We start from the raw sequence: 18,182 nt of genomic DNA, 5'->3' as shown, positions 1-18,182 counted from the left end.
TAAATTTCTGTGGAATATCAAATGGACGGTGGAGAAACCGCCCACTAGCGTCGCTAGAGATAGATGTCTCCACCCAGCTCATGAACTTATAAGTTTCTTTTCATTTTTAAACCGTTTCTAAGTAAAAATCTCATCCATTATTTTAACCATCTATGAAAACCAACGTCCTTGTTTTTATTTTATTCACTTTCCTGATACAAGCTTGTTCCAAACCCAAAACCGATGCCTACCTGTTGGAACAAGACAAAAAGACTTTAACAGCCAATCTGGACTACGACAAAATCACATTCTATAAATTCGTTAAAATTGGCATAAGGTCAAACGCGGTACAAGACACCACCAAGCCTGAATACCAAAAATTTGCTAAACACTTTCAAACCGTAGCTCAAACGTTGAGCAACATCGACACCAACCAAACCAAGATTTCTGTTGTAGATGCACTACGCATGTACCGTGATTACCGAGCCATCAAAAGTTTTGTAAAAGCAACCGACGAAGATATTTTTCCCTCGCTTTTAGAAGGCATCAGCGCCATGAACAGCGACAAAACAAAGCCATTGGCCTTGATGAACGAAAAAGATAAAACCGAGGCCCAAAACATGGAACATGCCATCTTAAGTATGATTGTACTGGTTAGCAGGGATTTTGGAAAGCCATTTGCGCTCTACGAATCAGCAATGACACATCCTGAACATCTGCCGGATGGCGAGCTCAAAACCTTGCTCGAATTTGTAAGGGGCTTTCTGTTTTTTAGCAACAGCCTGTATTACCTGTCGGAAGATGGAATTTCAAGAAATATCGTTTGGCTAGATAAAAACCAGAATATCCCATTGCCCTATACCAAGGCTTTTTTTGGCTGGGGAAACCTGAACAACGAACAAACCCATACCGCTTTTCACAGCATCAATTACTTGTTTAGGGGCTTTGACCGTTTGATGATGGAGCGAAAAATTGACGAAGAAAGGGCTTTAGAAGATTTTGAGAAATTCTTGGCCGACACCAAAAAGCTAGGTCTCGAAAACGAACTTACCTTATCAATAGAGAGTTATTTGTACCTGAAAAAGGAAAAGCCTGAACAGGCAATAGCGGCACTAACCAAATTGAACCAAAGTCCTTTGCTATCAAACAGCGAACACGAAGCCTTAGAAAAAACAATTGCTTATGTAAAAAAGAGGGAGCCTGATGCAGCTTTAAACGGTGTGTATGATAAAGTGTTTTTAAGCAAAGTTGCGACAAAATATATGGTTTCTGTTTTGGCCAAAATCAATTGGGAAAAAGTAATGAAAGACAACAACGTTCCTCATACCGAGAAGATTTTCGGCACCTTGCGCAAAGTACAGCAAATTTCTAATTCGGTGAGCAGCTATACCAGTAACGAAACATTGGACAAGAAAAAAACCGAGCTCAAAAACAAAAGCAAGGAATTGGTAGAAAGCGCAAAAGACCTCTTGAAATAATCTCAAATATGGCGGAGCCCCTCATTACGCAACTTAAAGAAGCAAACCAACAACAAGTGGTACAAATCTGTCAGCTCACCAGTCAATTAGGTTATGAGAACGATCATGCAGACATGTACCAACGCCTCGAAAATCTGCTAAGCAATAAGACCGACAGTATTTTTGTGGCGCTTGCCGATGGAATAATCGTTGGTTGGATTCATGGTTCTTATCGACTCACACTGGAAGGTCCACCTTTCGTAGAAATCCTGGGCCTAGTGGTTGATGTTAATTTTCGAAAACAGCAAATAGGAAAAAAACTGATTGAAGCGGTCAACATTTGGAGCGAAGCTTTTGATGTGGAGAAAATCCGCGTGAGGTGCAACATTAAACGACTGGAAAGCCATGAATTTTACAAAAGTATCGGTTTTGAAGAAACCAAAAGGCAGGTAGTTTTTGATAGGAAAAGTTGATCAGTTTTCAGTTGGCGGTTACCAAACCGCAAAGAATGAAGCTTGATGTACTTAACATGTTCTTCCTTTCTTTGCGGTTGATTTAACTGATTTTTACATCAAATTGGGCCATTATATAAAATTGGCATTGGCGAACAGAAGATCTCAGCATCGATGTATGGCAGACCACCTGAGGTATAGAAGTAACCATCGGTAACCCAAAAATCGCCATTTATAGCTGTTCCTAAAATTTCAGTAGTTACGTAATCATTGGCATAAAACTCGGCGAGCACCCAATTGCTGTTTGCGTCAAGCACCCAGGCTGATCCACGCCAAACACCAATAGGATCTGTTTTTTTCAGTTTGGTTAGTTGAGGAGCTTTTGCGCTCGAAACACTAGTGGCTGACAGACTAAAAACGCTTAGTACCATCATTAAAATAAAGATTTTTTTCATTGATTAGGGTTAATAGGGTTTATATTTAAATATAAGCAGAACGTATTGCTTATCCTTAACAATCAGTCACTTGTAAAAAAATAGAACAATTCAGCATTGGCTTTCAGTTGACAATTCAACAATTAATCATCCTACAGTTCAGCGATTCTACAATTAATCCGTTTAGCCATACAACAATTTAACAATCAGGCCATCGAACAATTAATCTATCCCTAGATAACTTTACAACATTCAAACATTTCGGTTTTCTGACTTATCAATCCTATTGCTTAACTTTGTATTATGATTGAACTTCCTGTAGTTCCGGCTGTAACCCAAGCCCCACGTAAACCCGACTGGCTAAGAGTAAAATTACCTGTTGGCAAAGAATATGCTCAAGTACGTAGTTTAGTTGATACGCATAAGTTGCATACCATTTGCGAAAGTGGCAATTGCCCCAATATGGGCGAATGCTGGGGAGCTGGCACAGCAACTTTTATGATTTTGGGCAACATCTGTACACGCTCTTGCTCATTTTGCGCAGTAGCTACCGGTAGGCCTTTAGCCGTTGATACCGACGAACCGGCACGTGTGGCTAATTCGGTAAAATTGATGCAGGTTAAGCATTGTGTAATTACTTCGGTTGACCGTGACGATCTTAAAGACGGGGGCTCTATCATTTGGGCAGAAACCCTTCAGGCAATCAGACGTGAAAGTCCAGAAACTACTTTAGAAACCTTAATCCCTGATTTTAAGGGCCAATGGGATAATCTTTATCGTGTATTAGAAGAAAGACCAGAAGTAGTATCTCATAACATGGAAACCGTAAGGCGCCTGACTAGGCAAGTACGTATCCAAGCCAAATATGATAGAAGTTTGGAAGCCTTAAAACGCATTTCGGAGTTTGGCCTAAGAACAAAAACAGGAATTATGCTTGGCCTTGGCGAAACCGAAGAAGACATCTTAGAAGCGATGGATGATTTGGTAGCAAACGGCGTGCATATCCTTACTTTGGGCCAATACCTACAACCTACACGCGCGCATCATCCGGTAGTGGATTGGATACACCCCGATCAATTTGCCAAGTATAAAGAAATTGGTTTGGCCAAAGGCTTAAAATATGTAGAGAGCGGTCCATTGGTACGTTCTTCCTACCATGCAGAAAAACACCTGTTCGATTTCTAGTAAAAAATCTAATTACAAAACATTTTCTCCTGCGACTTGTTGTAAGTATTCTGTATATTAGACCAATTGGCAACCTCAAAAAAAATAATCCTTTCTGAAGAAGAGCTGGTAAGCGCCTTAAAAAGACGCGATACGATTGCTATCAAAGCATTGTACAGCATGTATTCTGGGGCTTTGCTGGGCGTAATCTCGCGCATTGTTCAGCCTATTGAATTGGCCGAAGATCTATTACAGGAAACTTTTGTTAAAATATGGAACTCAGCTGAAGGTTACGACCCCTCAAAAGGGCGTTTGTTTACCTGGATGATGAATGTTGCCCGCAACTTGTCGATTGATAAGCTTCGTTCCAAAGATTTTAGGAATTCGAGCAAAAACCAAGATTTAGAAAATAACGTAGATTTCATTGACGAGCAAAAAAAGGTTAGCTTTAACGCTGATATACTTGGCCTAAAAGACCTAGTTACACAGCTTAAGCCTGAATTTAAACAAGTATTAGATCTTGTTTATTTTGGGGGCTATACACACGTTGAAGCAGCCGAAGAATTAAATTTGCCTTTGGGAACCGTAAAAACACGGGTCCGAATGGCTATTTTAGAGTTGAGGAAAAATTTTAATTGAGGTGGAAGTGGAAGATGTAAACGCATATATTGAATCGGGCATACTTGAACTCTACGTTTTGGGTCAGTTAACTGAACAAGAATGTAGGGAGGTAGAAGCAATGGCCCAAAAACATCCCGAAATAAAAAAAGAATTGTTAGCTGTTGAGCTGGCACTAGAGGGCTATGCGCTAGAAAATGAAGTTACACCATCCGCTGATTTAGAAGATAAGATCCTAGGCGCCATAGGCGAAAATAACATTCCTGCCCAAGCACAAACTGTAGCAGCACCTACAAACGAACCGAAGATTATTCCTTTATATACCGATAACAGAGTTAAGGTTTTGCGATTTGCATTGGTAGCCTGCATTGCTTTGCTAATCGTGAGTGCAGCTAGCTTATTCTCTTTGTACAACCAACTCCATAGCGCGCACGAACAGATTGCCAGCCTAAACGCCACAAAAGATAGTTATGCCGCAACGGTTTCGAAATTGGAATTTGACAAAGCCGGCATGAAAAACCGCATAGATATGACCGAGACCAATGAATGGGCAACCGTAAAGTTGGGCGGGGTAAAAAATTCGCCAGCGTCTAATATGTTGGTTTATTGGAACAAAACCAATAAAAGCATCCTGATTAACTATGCCGCTATGCAATTGCCAAAAACAGATAAAGCACACGAATACCAATTGTGGGCTTTGGTTGATGGCAAACCGGTTAGTTTAGGTGTGTTCGGCTCTGACGAAACCGCTAAAGAAGCTGTCAAACAAATGGAAGCCATCAACAAAGCACAGGCTTTTGCAGTAACCATCGAACCGATGGGTGGCAGCCAGAACCCTACCATGGAGAAAATGGTGGTGATGGGCGAGACTTCTATTTAATCCGCTTTCTTCTCTAAAATTTTCTTGAGTGTTTTTGGAATTTGCAAAGCCAATTGTGATGCGCTGACTGTTGCTCTTTTTTTAGCCAGTTCATCTCCAGCTTTTCCATGCAGGTATACCCCTAAAATAGCTGCGTCGGCTGCAGTGTAGCCTTGTGCCAGTAACGCTGCCAATATTCCCGTCAGCACATCGCCCATGCCTCCCGAAGCCATTGCTGGGTTTCCAGTGGGATTGATGTGTATTTCGCCATCTGGCAGGCAAACAAAAGTATATTGGTTTTTAAGGATAATCACGATTTTTCGCTCCATGGCTTCTTCGCTTGCCGTAGCCACACGACTCCACCAGTGCTGATGTTGTCCAAATAAACGATCGAATTCTTTGAGGTGTGGTGTTAATATACTTTCTGGAGACAATTCTGATAAGATATCTTGTCTTTTGGCCAAGAGGTTCAGTGCATCTGCATCTACGATCAATGGCCGTTTTAAGCCGATGATTTGCTCCAACAGCCGCTCGTTTTCAGACTCTGTTCCCAAACCCGGGCCAATGGCAATGGCATTGAATTTATCGAAGATATCAATGCTTAAATCGGCAGTTCTGGGTAAAGCCATCACTTCTGGCAAGGCTGTATTGAGCGCAACCAAGCCACTTTTAGGCAAACATACCGTGGTTAAACCAGCGCCAGTATGCAAACAAGCACTTGCGGCCAAAAGGGCTGCCCCCATGGTAGTTTCATTGCCTGCAATCAGCAACGCGTGCCCATAGGTTCCTTTATGGCTAAAATTCTTTCTTGGCGAAATTAAATTCCCGGCATCTGTTTGCTCGGTTAATTTCCACCGGCTTGCCTGTGCTGCTATAAAATCTTCATCTAAACCAATATCCACCACCCTAAAGCGTTCCAATGCCTGTGCGGATTCGGGAAAGAAAAAATTAAGCTTAGGTAGTTGGAAAGCGATAGCCAGTTCGGCTTTAATGCCATTGTAATGATTGAGCGGACCTTCTGCATAAAAGCCTGTTGGCACATCAACTGCAATCACTCTTTTATCAAGTTCGTTAACAAGAGTGGCTACTGCTAAAAAATCTCCCGTTAAAGGTTTATTTAAACCCGAGCCCAATAAGGCATCGATCAATACTGTTGCCTTTGTTTTTCTAAGTAATGCGAGGTCTGTTAATGGGATAATGGGTACTTTCGTCTCTTTTAAACGCTCGAGATTCTGCAGGTAATCATCGCTTTGCTTAATCGAAAAGCTGGTCAGGTAAACCTCACCATTGGAGTAGCCTTCCTGTGCAAGCAAACGTGCAATGGCCAAGCCGTCTCCACCGTTATTTCCAGACCCACAAATGATGGCTATGGCTGTTTCTTTTAACGGCACTTCTTGCTTAAAAACCTTTACAAAGGCATTTGCGGCACGTTCCATTAAATCGATAGCAAAAATTGCCTGATGCTTGATGGTATAAGCATCAGCTTCGCGTATTTGGGCAGCGGAGAGGAGATTTTTCATCTGTATTAAGTTACAGATTTTAATCTAGAGTTAAAAATCTTCCAATCGTCATCCCAGACCTGATTCGGGATCTATCTCGAGCGAGACTCCGGATCAAGTCCATCATGACGAATCGATAGAAGACAAAAAACTGTAACATTTCTTACTTCCCAACATCTGAATATCAATAATTAAAAACCGCTAACCAAATTAAAAGCAGATGAATCAAAAACCATCGAACGCGTTCATAGCAGCCGCATGGATCGCACTTGGAATTGGCATGATTGGCTTTATCGTAGGGCTTTGGCGCTCCGATATGCTGTTAAATGAAAAAGGTTATTACTTTGCCGTATTGATGTTCGGCCTATTCGCCGTAATCTCTTTACAAAAAGCCGTACGCGACAAACTGGAAGGCATTCCAGTAACCGAAATCTACTATGGCATCAGCTGGTTCTGTACCATACTCACCATTACCCTATTGGTTATTGGCTTATGGAATGCAGACTTGTTGCCGAGCGAAAAAGGATTTTATGGCATATCCTTTATCTTGGCGCTCTTTGGAGCGATTGCTGTACAGAAGAACACAAGAGACAACCAGATCTTTAACAAAGGCCAACAATTAAATTAGAACAATCAAATCATTACAGGCCACTTGCGTAAAGCAGGTGGCTTTTTTTGTGTACTTCATACACTATCTTATTAAAATTGTGACGATTGGAATTCCATAAAATCCTATACTTTAGTTATTTTAGGAATAAATTATCCCAATTTTTCTCATGAAATACTTAAAAATTTTACTACTTGCCCTTGCCCCGTTTTTCGTAGCCGCGCAAACCCCTAAATTCTTTGATGTTAAAGGTAAAAGCATTATCGACCCCAAAGGCCAACCCATTGTACTTAAAGGCACCAACTTGGGCAACTGGCTCATCCCCGAGGGTTACATGTTCAAGTTCAAAGATGCCACCTCCCCAAGAATGATTAATCAAGTATTTACCGAACTGATTGGCCCCGATAAAACGGCCGCCTTTTGGAAAAAATACCTTGACAACTATGTTACCCAAGCCGATATCCGTTACCTGAAAAGCTCAGGAATGAATTCGATCCGTATTCCTTTTCACTATAAAATGTTCACTACCGAAAGCTATTTGGGCGGCAATGACCCGAACCGAGGTTTTGAATTAATGGATCGGGTAATCAAATGGTGCAAAGCCGAAAACCTGCCTGTAATATTAGATATGCATTGCGCACCTGGTGGTCAAACCGGCGACAATATCGACGATAGTGATGGCTATCCTTTCTTGTTCGAGAATGAGGCTAGTCAGCAGTTGACCATTAGTATTTGGAACCGAATAGCCGACCATTACAAAAATGATCCAACTGTTATTGGCTATGATCTATTAAACGAGCCTATCGCACATTATTTCGATACCAAAAAGCTTAATCCGTACTTAGAGCCATTTTACAAGAAGGTAACTGCAGCCGTAAGAAAAGTTGACAAAAACCATTTGATCTTTTTAGGTGGTGCCCAATGGGATTCGAACTTCAAGGTGTTTGGAGAGCCGTTCGACAAGAAACTGGTTTATACTTTCCACAAATATTGGACGGCTACTACGCAAGATGTAGTTCAGGAATATGTAGACTTTAGCAATAAATATAACGTACCAATTTACGTTGGCGAAACCGGCGAAAACAACGACAAATGGATTTTAGAATTCAGAACGCTAATGGAGAAACTAGACATTAGCTGGCATTTTTGGCCGTACAAAAAGATGAACAACAAAAGTGGCATCGTTACTTTCCCTGTTCCAGAAAACTGGGATTTGGTGATCAAATATGCCGATCAACCCAAATACAGCTTTGCCGATCTAAGAAAATATGCTCCTGCCGACAGGACCGTGATTGAAAATGCATTTAACCTGTTGCTAGAGAAGTGCAAATTCGAAAACTGTACCACCAACGATGGCTATTTAAAAGGCCTTGGCTTGAAGGAAGGGAAGTAAAGTTTTCAGTTGACAGTTCTCAGTTGTCAGTTGATAGTATGACGTTATCAGATAAACCCTTATTGAAGCGGGCACGCAATGCAATGGAGTAAAGCGGAAAAAAGGGCTACAATTGCCGATGGGCACAGACATTGTTTTTCAAACAATTAGAAGCTTACTATTTACAGTTTTCCTCCATACGCTATCCTGAACTTCGATTCAGGATCTGTCTCGAGTGAGATGCCTGCCTATCGCAGGCAGGTCGGGCCAAGTCCAGCATGACGAGTTGTATTACACCTGCGAAGTCTTAGAAACTTCGCAAGTGTTTATTATCCTTCCATCTCTTTTTTCAAGAATTTACCGGTTAAACTGATTGGGTTTTGGATCAATCCCTCTGGGGTACCTTCAAAAATAATTCGGCCACCACCGGCACCGCCCTCTTCACCCAAATCAATTACCCAGTCGGCCACTTTTACTACATCGAGGTTATGCTCGATCACCAGAATGGTATTTCCTTTTTCTACCAACTCGTTCAATACGCCCAACAACACATTGATATCTTCAAAATGCAGTCCGGTTGTAGGTTCATCGAGGATATAAAAAGTTTTTCCGGTATCTTTTTTAGAAAGCTCAGTCGCCAATTTAACCCTTTGTGCCTCACCTCCAGACAAAGTGGTAGAAGCCTGGCCCAAACGGATATAACCCAAGCCTACATCATTTAAGGTTTTGATTTTGCGATAAATGGCTGGCATGTGCTCAAAGAAAGTACAAGCTTCTTCAATGCTCATATCCAACACATCGCTGATGGATTTGCTGCGGTAGCGCACCTCTAAAGTTTCGCGGTTGTACCTACGGCCACCACATTCTTCGCAAGGAACAGCCACATCTGGCAAGAAGTTCATTTCAATCACCTTCATTCCGGCACCCTGACAGGTTTCGCAACGACCGCCTTTAACGTTAAACGAGAAGCGACCTGGTTTATAGCCACGGATTTTGGCTTCTGGCAACTGCACAAACAGGTTTCTGATGTCTGAAAAAACACCCGTATAAGTTGAAGGATTCGATCTTGGCGTACGACCGATAGGTGCCTGATCGATCTCAATTACCTTATCAATTTCTTTAAGTCCGTTAATTTTTTCATAAGGCAACGGGGTTTTCTTTGCCCTGAAAAAATGATGGTTTAAAATCGGATACAAAGTTTCCGTGATCAAGCTCGATTTACCACTACCAGAAACTCCAGTCACAGCGATAAACTTGCCCAAAGGGAAATCAACCGATACTTCTTTAAGGTTATGTCCGGTAGCTTTGATGATAGAAAGTTTATGTCCATTGCCCTTGCGGCGTTTTTTAGGAACCTCAATTCCTTTCTCTCCGTTTAAATAAGCAGCCGTTAAAGTACCCGATTTTAAAATTTGTGCAGGCGTTCCTTGGGCAACCACTTCGCCACCACGTACACCTGCTGCCGGACCAATATCAATCACATGGTCGGCCTCTAAAATCATATCCTTATCATGTTCTACCACCAAGACGGTATTTCCTAAATCGCGCAGGTTTTTAAGCGCATTGATCAAACGCTCATTGTCGCGCTGGTGCAAGCCGATACTTGGCTCATCCAAAATGTACATGACATTCATCAATTGCGAACCAATCTGCGTGGCTAAACGGATACGTTGTGCCTCACCACCCGATAAGGTCCGTGCGGTACGGTCTAACGAAAGATAATTCAGTCCAACATCGGTCAAGAAACCAATCCTCGACCTGATTTCTTTCAAAATCTCTTTGGCAATGGTATTCTGTCTTTCATTTAAACGGTTTTCTACATTTTCGAACCAGCCTTTTAGCGAAAGAATATCCATTTCTGCCAATTCGAAGATGTTTTTGCCATCTACTTTAAAGTGCAGGCTTTCCTGCTTTAAACGTGCTCCATTACACTCCGGACAAGTTTTCAGCTTACGGAAGCTATCCATGTCGTCTGCGCCCTCGCCCCTACGCTCCTGTTGTTCTTCGAGCAGTTTAATGATTCCATCAAAAGTAATCTGGTAGTTTTGTACGTTCCATTTATTGTATTCGACAGCGACGCTCAGCAATTCGTGCGTCCCGTTTAAGATGATGTCGATATTTTCATCACCCAGTTTTTCTAAAGGTGTAGAAAGCGAAAAATTATATTTTTTGGCCAGGGCTTTCAACACTTGGAACATCCACACTTCGCGGTATTCGCCTAGAGGTGCCAAACCACCGTTGATGATGCTCAACTTCATGTTTGGCATCACCGATTCCTTATCGACTACGAAAATATAGCCCAAGCCATCGCAACGCTCGCAAGCGCCATAAGGCGAGTTGAACGAAAAGCTGTTCGGCTGTGGCTCATCATAAGAAATGCCTGTTGTTGGGCACATGAGGAAACGGCTAAAATGCGCCACATTATTTTCTTTATCGCTTATTTTGATAATTCCCTTACCCAAACGCATGGCAGTCTGGATGCTATCCAATAAGCGTTTATGATCTTTTTCGTCGATGATTAAACGATCAACTACAATTTCGATATCGTGGATTTTATAACGATCTACCTGCATCTTAGGCGTGAGGTCTTGGATTTCTCCATCAACACGAACCTTTACATAGCCCTGTTTGCGGATCTGCTCAAACAATTCGCGGTAATGTCCTTTACGGCCTTTTACTACTGGCGCCAGGATATTCACAGCGATGCCCTCAAATTTCTTATAGATATTACGGAGAATCTGGTCTTCGCTCATGCGCTCCATTTTCTCGCCAGTATTGTACGAAAAAGCATCAGCAACACGAGCGTAAAGCAAACGCATAAAATCGTAGATCTCGGTAATGGTTCCTACGGTAGAGCGTGGGTTTTTGCTCGTTGTTTTTTGCTCAATGGCAATTACAGGACTCAGGCCAGAAACCTTGTCTACATCAGGGCGCTCCATCCCCCCCATAAACTGGCGAGAATAGGCACTAAAGGTTTCCATGTAACGGCGTTGTCCCTCGGCATAAATGGTATCAAAAGCCAGCGACGACTTTCCACTTCCACTCAGGCCCGTAATTACAACGAGTTGATTACGAGGAAAACTAACATCGATATTTTTAAGATTATGTACTCGGGCTCCATACACTTCTACATCTTTTTGTACGCCGAGGTCGATATTGTTTTTGCTCATAAATTGATTAGTTTTCGATATTAAAAAACAGCCTGCAAAAATAGCGATTTTCAGGCAGAAAAACTACCGATCTGCAAAGCTGAAAATCACGCAGTTGTCATCATTAAATTTTGTGGCTGATGCTTAACAAACAAGCCAAAACAAGAAAGGTTGATACGATTTGCAAAAACTGATTTGAGAGACAATCGATGGTTTTTACCTGCTGTTGGCAAAACATATCACCGCATATTTGGAATGGAAAAAAATTAAGAATAGTTTTGAGGAACAAAACACAGCTGTGCCAAATTGGGCATTGCTGATTTAATTTTAAGAAAAGCTTAGAAATTATGATTATCGAACCTAGAATGCGAGGATTTATATGTTTAACCGCACATCCGAAAGGCTGTGAGCAAAACGTAATTAATCAAATTAACTATATCAAATCAAAAGGAGAAATCGACGGACCGAAAAAAGTGCTGGTTATTGGCGCATCAACCGGTTTTGGTTTAGCCTCTAGAATTACCAGCGCTTTTGGCTCTGGTGCAGCCACTATCGGCGTTTACTTCGAAAAACCGCCTAAAGAAGGCAAAACCGCTTCACCAGGCTGGTACAATACTGCAGCTTTCGAAGCTGAAGCTCAAAGAACAGGCTTGTATGCCAAAAGCATCAACGGCGATGCTTTCTCTAACGAAGTTAAAACTCAAACCATCGACCTGATTAAAGCCGACCTTGGCCAAATTGACTTGGTGATTTACAGTTTGGCTTCTCCAGTAAGGACTAATCCAACAACTGGTGTTACCCATCGTTCGGTTTTGAAGCCTATTGGCAGTACTTTTACCGATAAAACTGTTGATTTCCATACAGGTATCGTTTCTGAGGTATCTATCGAACCTGCCAACGAAGAAGAAATTGAAAATACAGTTGCCGTAATGGGTGGCGAAGATTGGGAAATGTGGATCGACGCCTTAAAAGATGCTGGTGTATTGGCAGAAGGTTTTACCACAGTGGCTTATTCTTACATTGGTCCAGCAGTTACCGAAGCTGTGTACCGCAAGGGAACCATCGGCCGTGCCAAAGATCATTTGGAAGCAACAGCTTTTACCATTACCGACAGGCTAAAAGACATTAACGGAAAAGGTTATGTTTCTGTGAACAAGGCATTGGTTACACAAGCCAGCTCGGCTATTCCGGTTATTCCATTATACATCTCATTGCTGTACAAAATCATGAAAGCAGAAGGTATCCATGAAGGCTGTATCGAGCAGATCCAACGCTTATTTCAGGACAGGTTGTACAGTGGCAACGCAGTACCTGTTGACGAAAAGGGCCGTATCAGAATTGACGACTGGGAAATGCGCGAAGATGTACAAAGCAGAGTTGTGGAGTTATGGAAAAGCGCAACCACCGAAAGCCTGCCTGCCATTGGCGATTTAGCCGGTTATAAAGCAGATTTCTTGAACCTATTTGGTTTTGACATTGCTGGTGTTGATTACCAGGCCGATGTGAACGAAGTAGTTGAGATCCCTGGATTGGTAGAAGCGGAAGCTTAAAACCCAAATATAACTTTTAAAGCCCCGTCATTATTTGTCGGGGCTTTTTTTGTAGGGATTCGTCATGCTGGACCCGATCCAGTATCCATCTTGAGAGAGATCTCGGATCAAGTTTGGGATGACGAATCGATTAATAACTAAATCCAAAATTCCTTATCTTTAAACAAAAAAATCTGATGTCGAATATTCAGCTTATTATTGAAGAAAGGCCAAGTGATATTGGCAATTTTATGGTGGGTAGATTGTTGCCTTTCCGCGAAAAAAGAATGGTTGGCCCTTTCAGTTTTATCGATCATATGGGGCCTGTTGCCATGAGCGACCATAAGAATCTCGACATCCCTCCTCATCCACATATCGGTCTGTCTACCCTTACCTATCTTTTTGAAGGCAATATTATGCACAAGGATGGATTGGGCACCGAGGTGGAAATTAAGCCGGGCCAGGTGAATTGGATGACCGCCGGAAAAGGCATTGCCCACTCAGAACGTACACCAGATTATTTGCGACACTCGGATAAAAGGATGCACGGCCTGCAGATTTGGGTGGCCCTGCCTAAGCACCTGGAGCAAATGGAGCCAGAGTTTTTCCATGCAGATGCCGATCAAATCCCGACTTGGGAAGATAATGGCGTTCAATATAAATTAATTGCTGGCGAAGTAATGGGCCATCAATCGCCTATTCCGGTTTACAGTCCGCTTTATATGTTAGAACTGAAAACCACTGCGCGACAAACCGTTAAAATTGGAGATCAACTTTTTGGAGAAAGTGCCATCTATATTTTAGAAGGTGCTGTAGAAAGCGAAGAACATACTTTTACACCTAAGCAATTATTGGTAGCGAAAGATAGTACGCTTTGTGAATTTACGCTTCAAGAAAATACCACCATCTATATTTTTGGTGGCGAGCCATTCCCTGAAGACCGTTTCATCTATTGGAATTTTGTAGCGAGCAGCAGAGAGCTGATCGAAGCTGCCAAAGAAAGATGGTTGGCACAAGATTATCCCCCTGTTCCTGGAGAAACAGAGTTCGTGCCTTTGCCTCCACAGAGTAAGAATATAAGATAGAAAGAATTTTTATTCGCATTGGTTTTACTCGCATTGGTTCGTGTCGACACGAACCATGGGCGTGCAGCAATTACTTATCTTATCTTTCCTACCCCTATCCCCTCCAAAGGGGGACAGCATGATGCTTAAGATTTGCTCTTATGATGCGTTGGTTCGTGTCGACACGAACCATGGGTATTAAAAGGAATTGGAGCTTAGATGCCTAAGGTGTCTTAGGTGGTGAAAGCACTATTCGCATTGGTTCGTGTCGACACGAACCATGGGCGTGCAGCAATTACTATCTTATCCTCCTCCCCCTACCCCCTCCAAAGGGGGACAGCATAATGCTTAAGATTTGCTCTTTACGATGCATTAGTTGATGCATTGGTTCGTGTCGACACGAACCACGGGTATAGATGTCTTAGGTGGTGAAAATAGCAGAGCCTAATCCCAAGTAATGGTGGTGCCATTTACCGTGGGGTGTCCGGTGCAAACGAGTACTCGGCCACGGGCTACCTCATCATCTGTGAGCACTTCGTTATAATCCATCCTTACACCACCCTCGATGCAGGTAGCTACACAGGTACTACAAACGCCACCGCTGCAGCTGTAGGGCAACTTGATTTTGTTTTCGAGGGCTACGTCTAAAATGCGTTTCGGGTACGGAATATCCAAATGATGCACCTGTCCGCCAAAATGCAGCACCACCGAATAGGTATTGGTGTCTTTCACTTTTTCAGTCGAATCATCTTCATCAACCTCGTCTTCCGGCAATACAAAAGTTTCCCGTTTCACCTGAGCCGGAGTAAATCCTGCGCCCAACAAGGTAATCCTGCACACATCCATGTAATCAACGGGGCCACAGGTATAAAAAAGCGCGTCAGCTGAACTGAAGGTCATGTTTTCTTTTACCAATTGGTTGATCAAAAAGCCATTGAGCCTTGCCCGCATCAGATTTTTTGAATTGCTGTGCAGATGGATCACTTTTAACCGATCTGGATAATCGTGCTCCCATTTATTGATTTCGTCTTTAAACAAAGTATCTGTGGCAGATCTGCTGCTATACACGAGCACGATTTTAGAATACTGTTCTGAAACTAAAGCTGTTTTGAGAATCGAAAAAAGTGGTGTGATCCCAACCCCGGCAGCGAACAGAAAAACTGTTCTTGGTAGCGTAGGCGCAGCTGTATAAGTAAATTGTCCATTAGGCGTGGCTATATCCACTACATCGCCTATGGCCAACTGATGATGGATAAACCTTGAGATCTCTCCATTTTCTACCAGTTTTACTGCAATAGACAAAGGTTCGTTAACCACTGGTGAGCTACAAAAGGAATAAGATCGCCTTAGCTCCCTGCCGTTTACCTCAAAAACCAAGGTAAGAAACTGCCCGGCTTCATAGGCAAGCTTGGTTCCGTCTACCGTTTCAAAGTCGATAGCCAGCACTTCTGTGGGTTGCGGGCGAACGGAAATAACACGGAGCTGAGGTGTAGACATGGGCCTAAATTAATAAAATCTCAATTTATATAGGTAGGTGAATCTTAATCTTTGCGCAATAAAAAAGCCATCAACCCTAAGATTGATGGCTTTTAATTTTTCAAATCAAATTACTCTACATTGCTGTTGGTGCTGCCCGTATAGGCAATGAGTGCTCTTTGTCCCACGTAGCCATTACGCACGGGGTTTTCTAAAATTTCTTTTACTGAAATCAACTTGTAAACATACCCTCCTGTTTCTCTGTTTAATTTCATCTTGAAATAGTTATCCTGATTTTGCCTGTTGATCTGTCTTTTCATGTGCACATCGCCTACATTATAGGCGGCGGCTACCAACGTCCAGCTATCAAAGATGCCATAAAGCTCTTTAATGTATTTGCAGGCCGCGATGGTCGATTTTTTCAGGTTATTGCGTTCATCCACACGGTCATTCACTTTAAGTCCGTAGGTACGGGCCGTGCCTGGCATAAACTGCCAATAACCCGACGCGCCTTTGGGAGAAGTTCCGCCCTGAAGGCCAGACTCTACCAATGGAACATACTTAAAATCGTTAGGAATACCATATTGTGCAAGAATCGGTTCGATAATGGGGAACCATTCTGCCGCTTTGCGGTGTAAACGATTAGTTTGCAGGTTTCGGTAAGCAAAAGAGGCCAAAACCTTTTTCATCTTGCCATTTATTTTAGAGTCGCCCATGGGTAGGGTCTCTTCTGCAAATTCTAGTTGAGCTAATGTGAAAGCCGGCTCTTCAGCTTCTTTTTTTAGGGTATTTTTGTTGTCCTTATCAAGACTTGTTTTTACTTCTGGCAGCGTATAAGCAAACACTTTTGCCATAACCAGTAATACCAAGATTACCGTACATGGAATGAGGTGTTTCTTTATCATCTTCCTCCTTTTTTTGGTGAACAAAATATACTTGGTCCGCAAAGATACGTTTTATTAACCTAATTATCAAATAGTTATGAAATTAAGTGCAAAAATCGCGGTTTAAATAAGTTTAAACACAGATTCTCTTTTTGTGAATTTGGCCAAAATTTAGGGGTTTGGATTACGAGATTTTTGCTAAATTTGCATCCGCATAATTCATGCGCTTAGAGGCATATCATGATTAGAAACAACAACAGGAACAGTCGCGATGACAAGTCCAAATCGGGCAAAGGCAGTACAGGTAGAAAAGCTACAGGCACAGACAAACCCCAAAGCAGGTTTAACGACAAAGACGGAAAAGACGACAGACGCAAAACTGGCTTCGACTCCAAAGAGAAAAGAGAATATAAACCTAGAACCGACAGCGGTTTCAAACCTAGAGAAGGAGGAGACGATAGACGCAAATCTGGCTTCGACTCTAAAGACAAAAGAGCATATAAACCAAGAACCGAAGGCGACTTCAAACCTAGAGAAGGAGCTAATAAACCTTGGGATAAAAAAGAAAGTCCTCGCCCATTCAAAGCAGCCAGCTCTAAAGACGGCATTACCGAAAGCAAGCGCAGCTATACAAAAAGAGATGACCAATCTGGCGAAGGCTTCAAATCAGGCGACAGAAGAAGTGCACCAAAAAGCTTCGATAGCCGTCCCTTCAGAAAAAGAGAAGATGGCAATTTCAAGCCACGCAAAGAAGATAAAGGCGAAAGAGTTGCGCCAACTACCCGCAGCAGAAAACCCGCAACACCAAAAGACGACGACCTTATCCGTTTAAACCGTTACATTGCAAATTCTGGAATCTGTTCTCGCCGCAAGGCCGATGAGCTGATCGAAGCTGGCGTAATTAGCGTAAATGGCGTTCCAGTTTCTGAATTGGGACATAAAGTTGATCCGTTTAAAGACGAAGTGCGTTACAATGGCGAATTGCTTAAACGCGAAAAGAAAGTTTACGTACTTTTAAACAAACCTAAGGATTACATTACCACTACAGACGATCCGCAAGAGCGCCGCACCGTAATGCAATTGGTAGAAAAAGCCAGTCGCGAGCGTATTTACCCGGTTGGCCGCCTAGACAGAAATACTACCGGTTTATTGCTGATGACCAACGATGGCGAATTGGCCGATAAATTATCGCACCCTAAAAACGGCATTACCAAAATATATCATGTTGAATTGAGCAAAAACCTGAGCCAGGGCGATTTTAATAAAATCGAGTTTGGTTTAGAACTGGAAGATGGCTTGATTAAACCTGATAACATTTCTTATGTTACTGGTGCTTCTAAAAAAGAAATCGGAATCCAAATTCACAGTGGCAAAAACCGTATCGTACGCCGTATATTTGAACACCTTGGTTATGAGGTAGTTAAACTAGACCGCGTGGTTTACGGAAGCTTGACCAAAAAGGATTTGCCCAGAGGCAGATGGCGCTTTTTAGAAGAGCACGAATTGATACAAATCAAACATTTAATTAAATAAGATAAGGTTGAAGGCCGGCAGGCAATAGGTTTAAGTCAGAAAGTCTTTTGCCCAAGGCGAAAATCATTTTTTTTAGCTAAATTCACCTCATAAAGACAGCTTAAAT

Annotated in this window: 15 protein-coding genes; 10 read left to right on the top strand and 5 right to left on the bottom strand. The window is 42.3% G+C overall.

From position 1 onward, the window contains the following. The first annotated feature begins 152 nt into the window (after positions 1-152). Positions 153-1,457, top strand: coding sequence for a hypothetical protein (locus tag AC570H_RS21640; protein ID WP_497358868.1), 1,305 nt, complete (start codon positions 153-155; stop codon positions 1,455-1,457). Between the two features lie 8 nt (positions 1,458-1,465). Continuing rightward, positions 1,466-1,909: a GNAT family N-acetyltransferase gene (locus AC570H_RS21635; protein ID WP_497358866.1), complete on the top strand. Its 444-nt coding sequence runs from the start codon at positions 1,466-1,468 to the stop codon at positions 1,907-1,909. A gap of 98 nt (positions 1,910-2,007) precedes the next feature. On the opposite strand, the gene AC570H_RS21630 is transcribed toward AC570H_RS21635, so the two are convergent. Then, positions 2,008-2,343: a hypothetical protein gene (locus AC570H_RS21630; RefSeq protein ID WP_497358864.1), complete on the bottom strand. Its 336-nt coding sequence runs from the start codon at positions 2,341-2,343 to the stop codon at positions 2,008-2,010. 282 nt (positions 2,344-2,625) lie between these two features. Here AC570H_RS21630 and lipA point away from each other — a divergent pair, with 282 nt between their 5' ends. The 3 genes from lipA (at position 2,626) to AC570H_RS21615 (ending at position 4,984) form a co-directional block, all read left to right on the top strand. Continuing rightward, entirely contained in the window at positions 2,626-3,507 is an 882-nt protein-coding gene (gene lipA, locus AC570H_RS21625) for a lipoyl synthase (protein ID WP_199136699.1), read from the top strand. A 66-nt stretch (positions 3,508-3,573) separates the two neighbouring features. After that, on the top strand, positions 3,574-4,125 hold the full coding sequence (locus AC570H_RS21620) for an RNA polymerase sigma factor (protein WP_497358862.1): 552 nt from the start codon (positions 3,574-3,576) through the stop codon (positions 4,123-4,125). 7 nt (positions 4,126-4,132) lie between these two features. Next, positions 4,133-4,984 (top strand): anti-sigma factor, encoded by an 852-nt coding sequence (locus AC570H_RS21615; RefSeq protein WP_497358860.1) that lies wholly within the window; start codon positions 4,133-4,135, stop codon positions 4,982-4,984. On the opposite strand, the gene AC570H_RS21610 is transcribed toward AC570H_RS21615, so the two are convergent. After that, positions 4,981-6,483, bottom strand: coding sequence for an NAD(P)H-hydrate dehydratase (locus AC570H_RS21610; protein ID WP_497358858.1), 1,503 nt, complete (start codon positions 6,481-6,483; stop codon positions 4,981-4,983). The two genes, AC570H_RS21615 and AC570H_RS21610, sit on opposite strands and share 4 nt — an antisense overlap. A gap of 199 nt (positions 6,484-6,682) precedes the next feature. Here AC570H_RS21610 and yiaA point away from each other — a divergent pair, with 199 nt between their 5' ends. Further along, entirely contained in the window at positions 6,683-7,090 is a 408-nt protein-coding gene (yiaA, locus tag AC570H_RS21605) for an inner membrane protein YiaA (RefSeq protein WP_497358856.1), read from the top strand. Positions 7,091-7,238: 148 nt separating this feature from the next. Next, complete coding sequence (locus AC570H_RS21600) at positions 7,239-8,462, top strand: glycoside hydrolase family 5 protein (protein ID WP_497358854.1); 1,224 nt, start codon at positions 7,239-7,241, stop codon at positions 8,460-8,462. Positions 8,463-8,770: 308 nt separating this feature from the next. Here the strand turns inward: AC570H_RS21600 and uvrA are convergent, their stop codons facing one another. Further along, a complete protein-coding gene (gene uvrA / locus AC570H_RS21595) occupies positions 8,771-11,611 on the bottom strand; it encodes an excinuclease ABC subunit UvrA (RefSeq protein WP_497358852.1) in 2,841 nt (946 codons plus the stop codon). 326 nt (positions 11,612-11,937) lie between these two features. Here uvrA and fabV point away from each other — a divergent pair, with 326 nt between their 5' ends. After that, complete coding sequence (gene fabV, locus AC570H_RS21590; RefSeq protein ID WP_497358850.1) at positions 11,938-13,140, top strand: enoyl-ACP reductase FabV; 1,203 nt, start codon at positions 11,938-11,940, stop codon at positions 13,138-13,140. Positions 13,141-13,316: 176 nt separating this feature from the next. Further along, positions 13,317-14,204, top strand: coding sequence for a pirin family protein (locus AC570H_RS21585; RefSeq protein ID WP_497358848.1), 888 nt, complete (start codon positions 13,317-13,319; stop codon positions 14,202-14,204). A 423-nt stretch (positions 14,205-14,627) separates the two neighbouring features. Here the strand turns inward: AC570H_RS21585 and AC570H_RS21580 are convergent, their stop codons facing one another. Continuing rightward, positions 14,628-15,680, bottom strand: coding sequence for a 2Fe-2S iron-sulfur cluster-binding protein (locus AC570H_RS21580; RefSeq protein WP_497358846.1), 1,053 nt, complete (start codon positions 15,678-15,680; stop codon positions 14,628-14,630). A 110-nt stretch (positions 15,681-15,790) separates the two neighbouring features. Beyond that, on the bottom strand, positions 15,791-16,564 hold the full coding sequence (locus tag AC570H_RS21575; protein WP_497358844.1) for a lytic transglycosylase domain-containing protein: 774 nt from the start codon (positions 16,562-16,564) through the stop codon (positions 15,791-15,793). Between the two features lie 219 nt (positions 16,565-16,783). Between AC570H_RS21575 and AC570H_RS21570 the strand changes: the two genes are divergently transcribed. After that, positions 16,784-18,076, top strand: coding sequence for a pseudouridine synthase (locus AC570H_RS21570; RefSeq protein ID WP_497358842.1), 1,293 nt, complete (start codon positions 16,784-16,786; stop codon positions 18,074-18,076). Positions 18,077-18,182: the final 106 nt, after the last annotated feature.

The organism is Pedobacter sp. B4419, from assembly GCF_059693725.1.
Note: the sequence above shows the minus strand (reverse complement) of the source record. Positions and strands in the feature narration are given on the sequence as shown.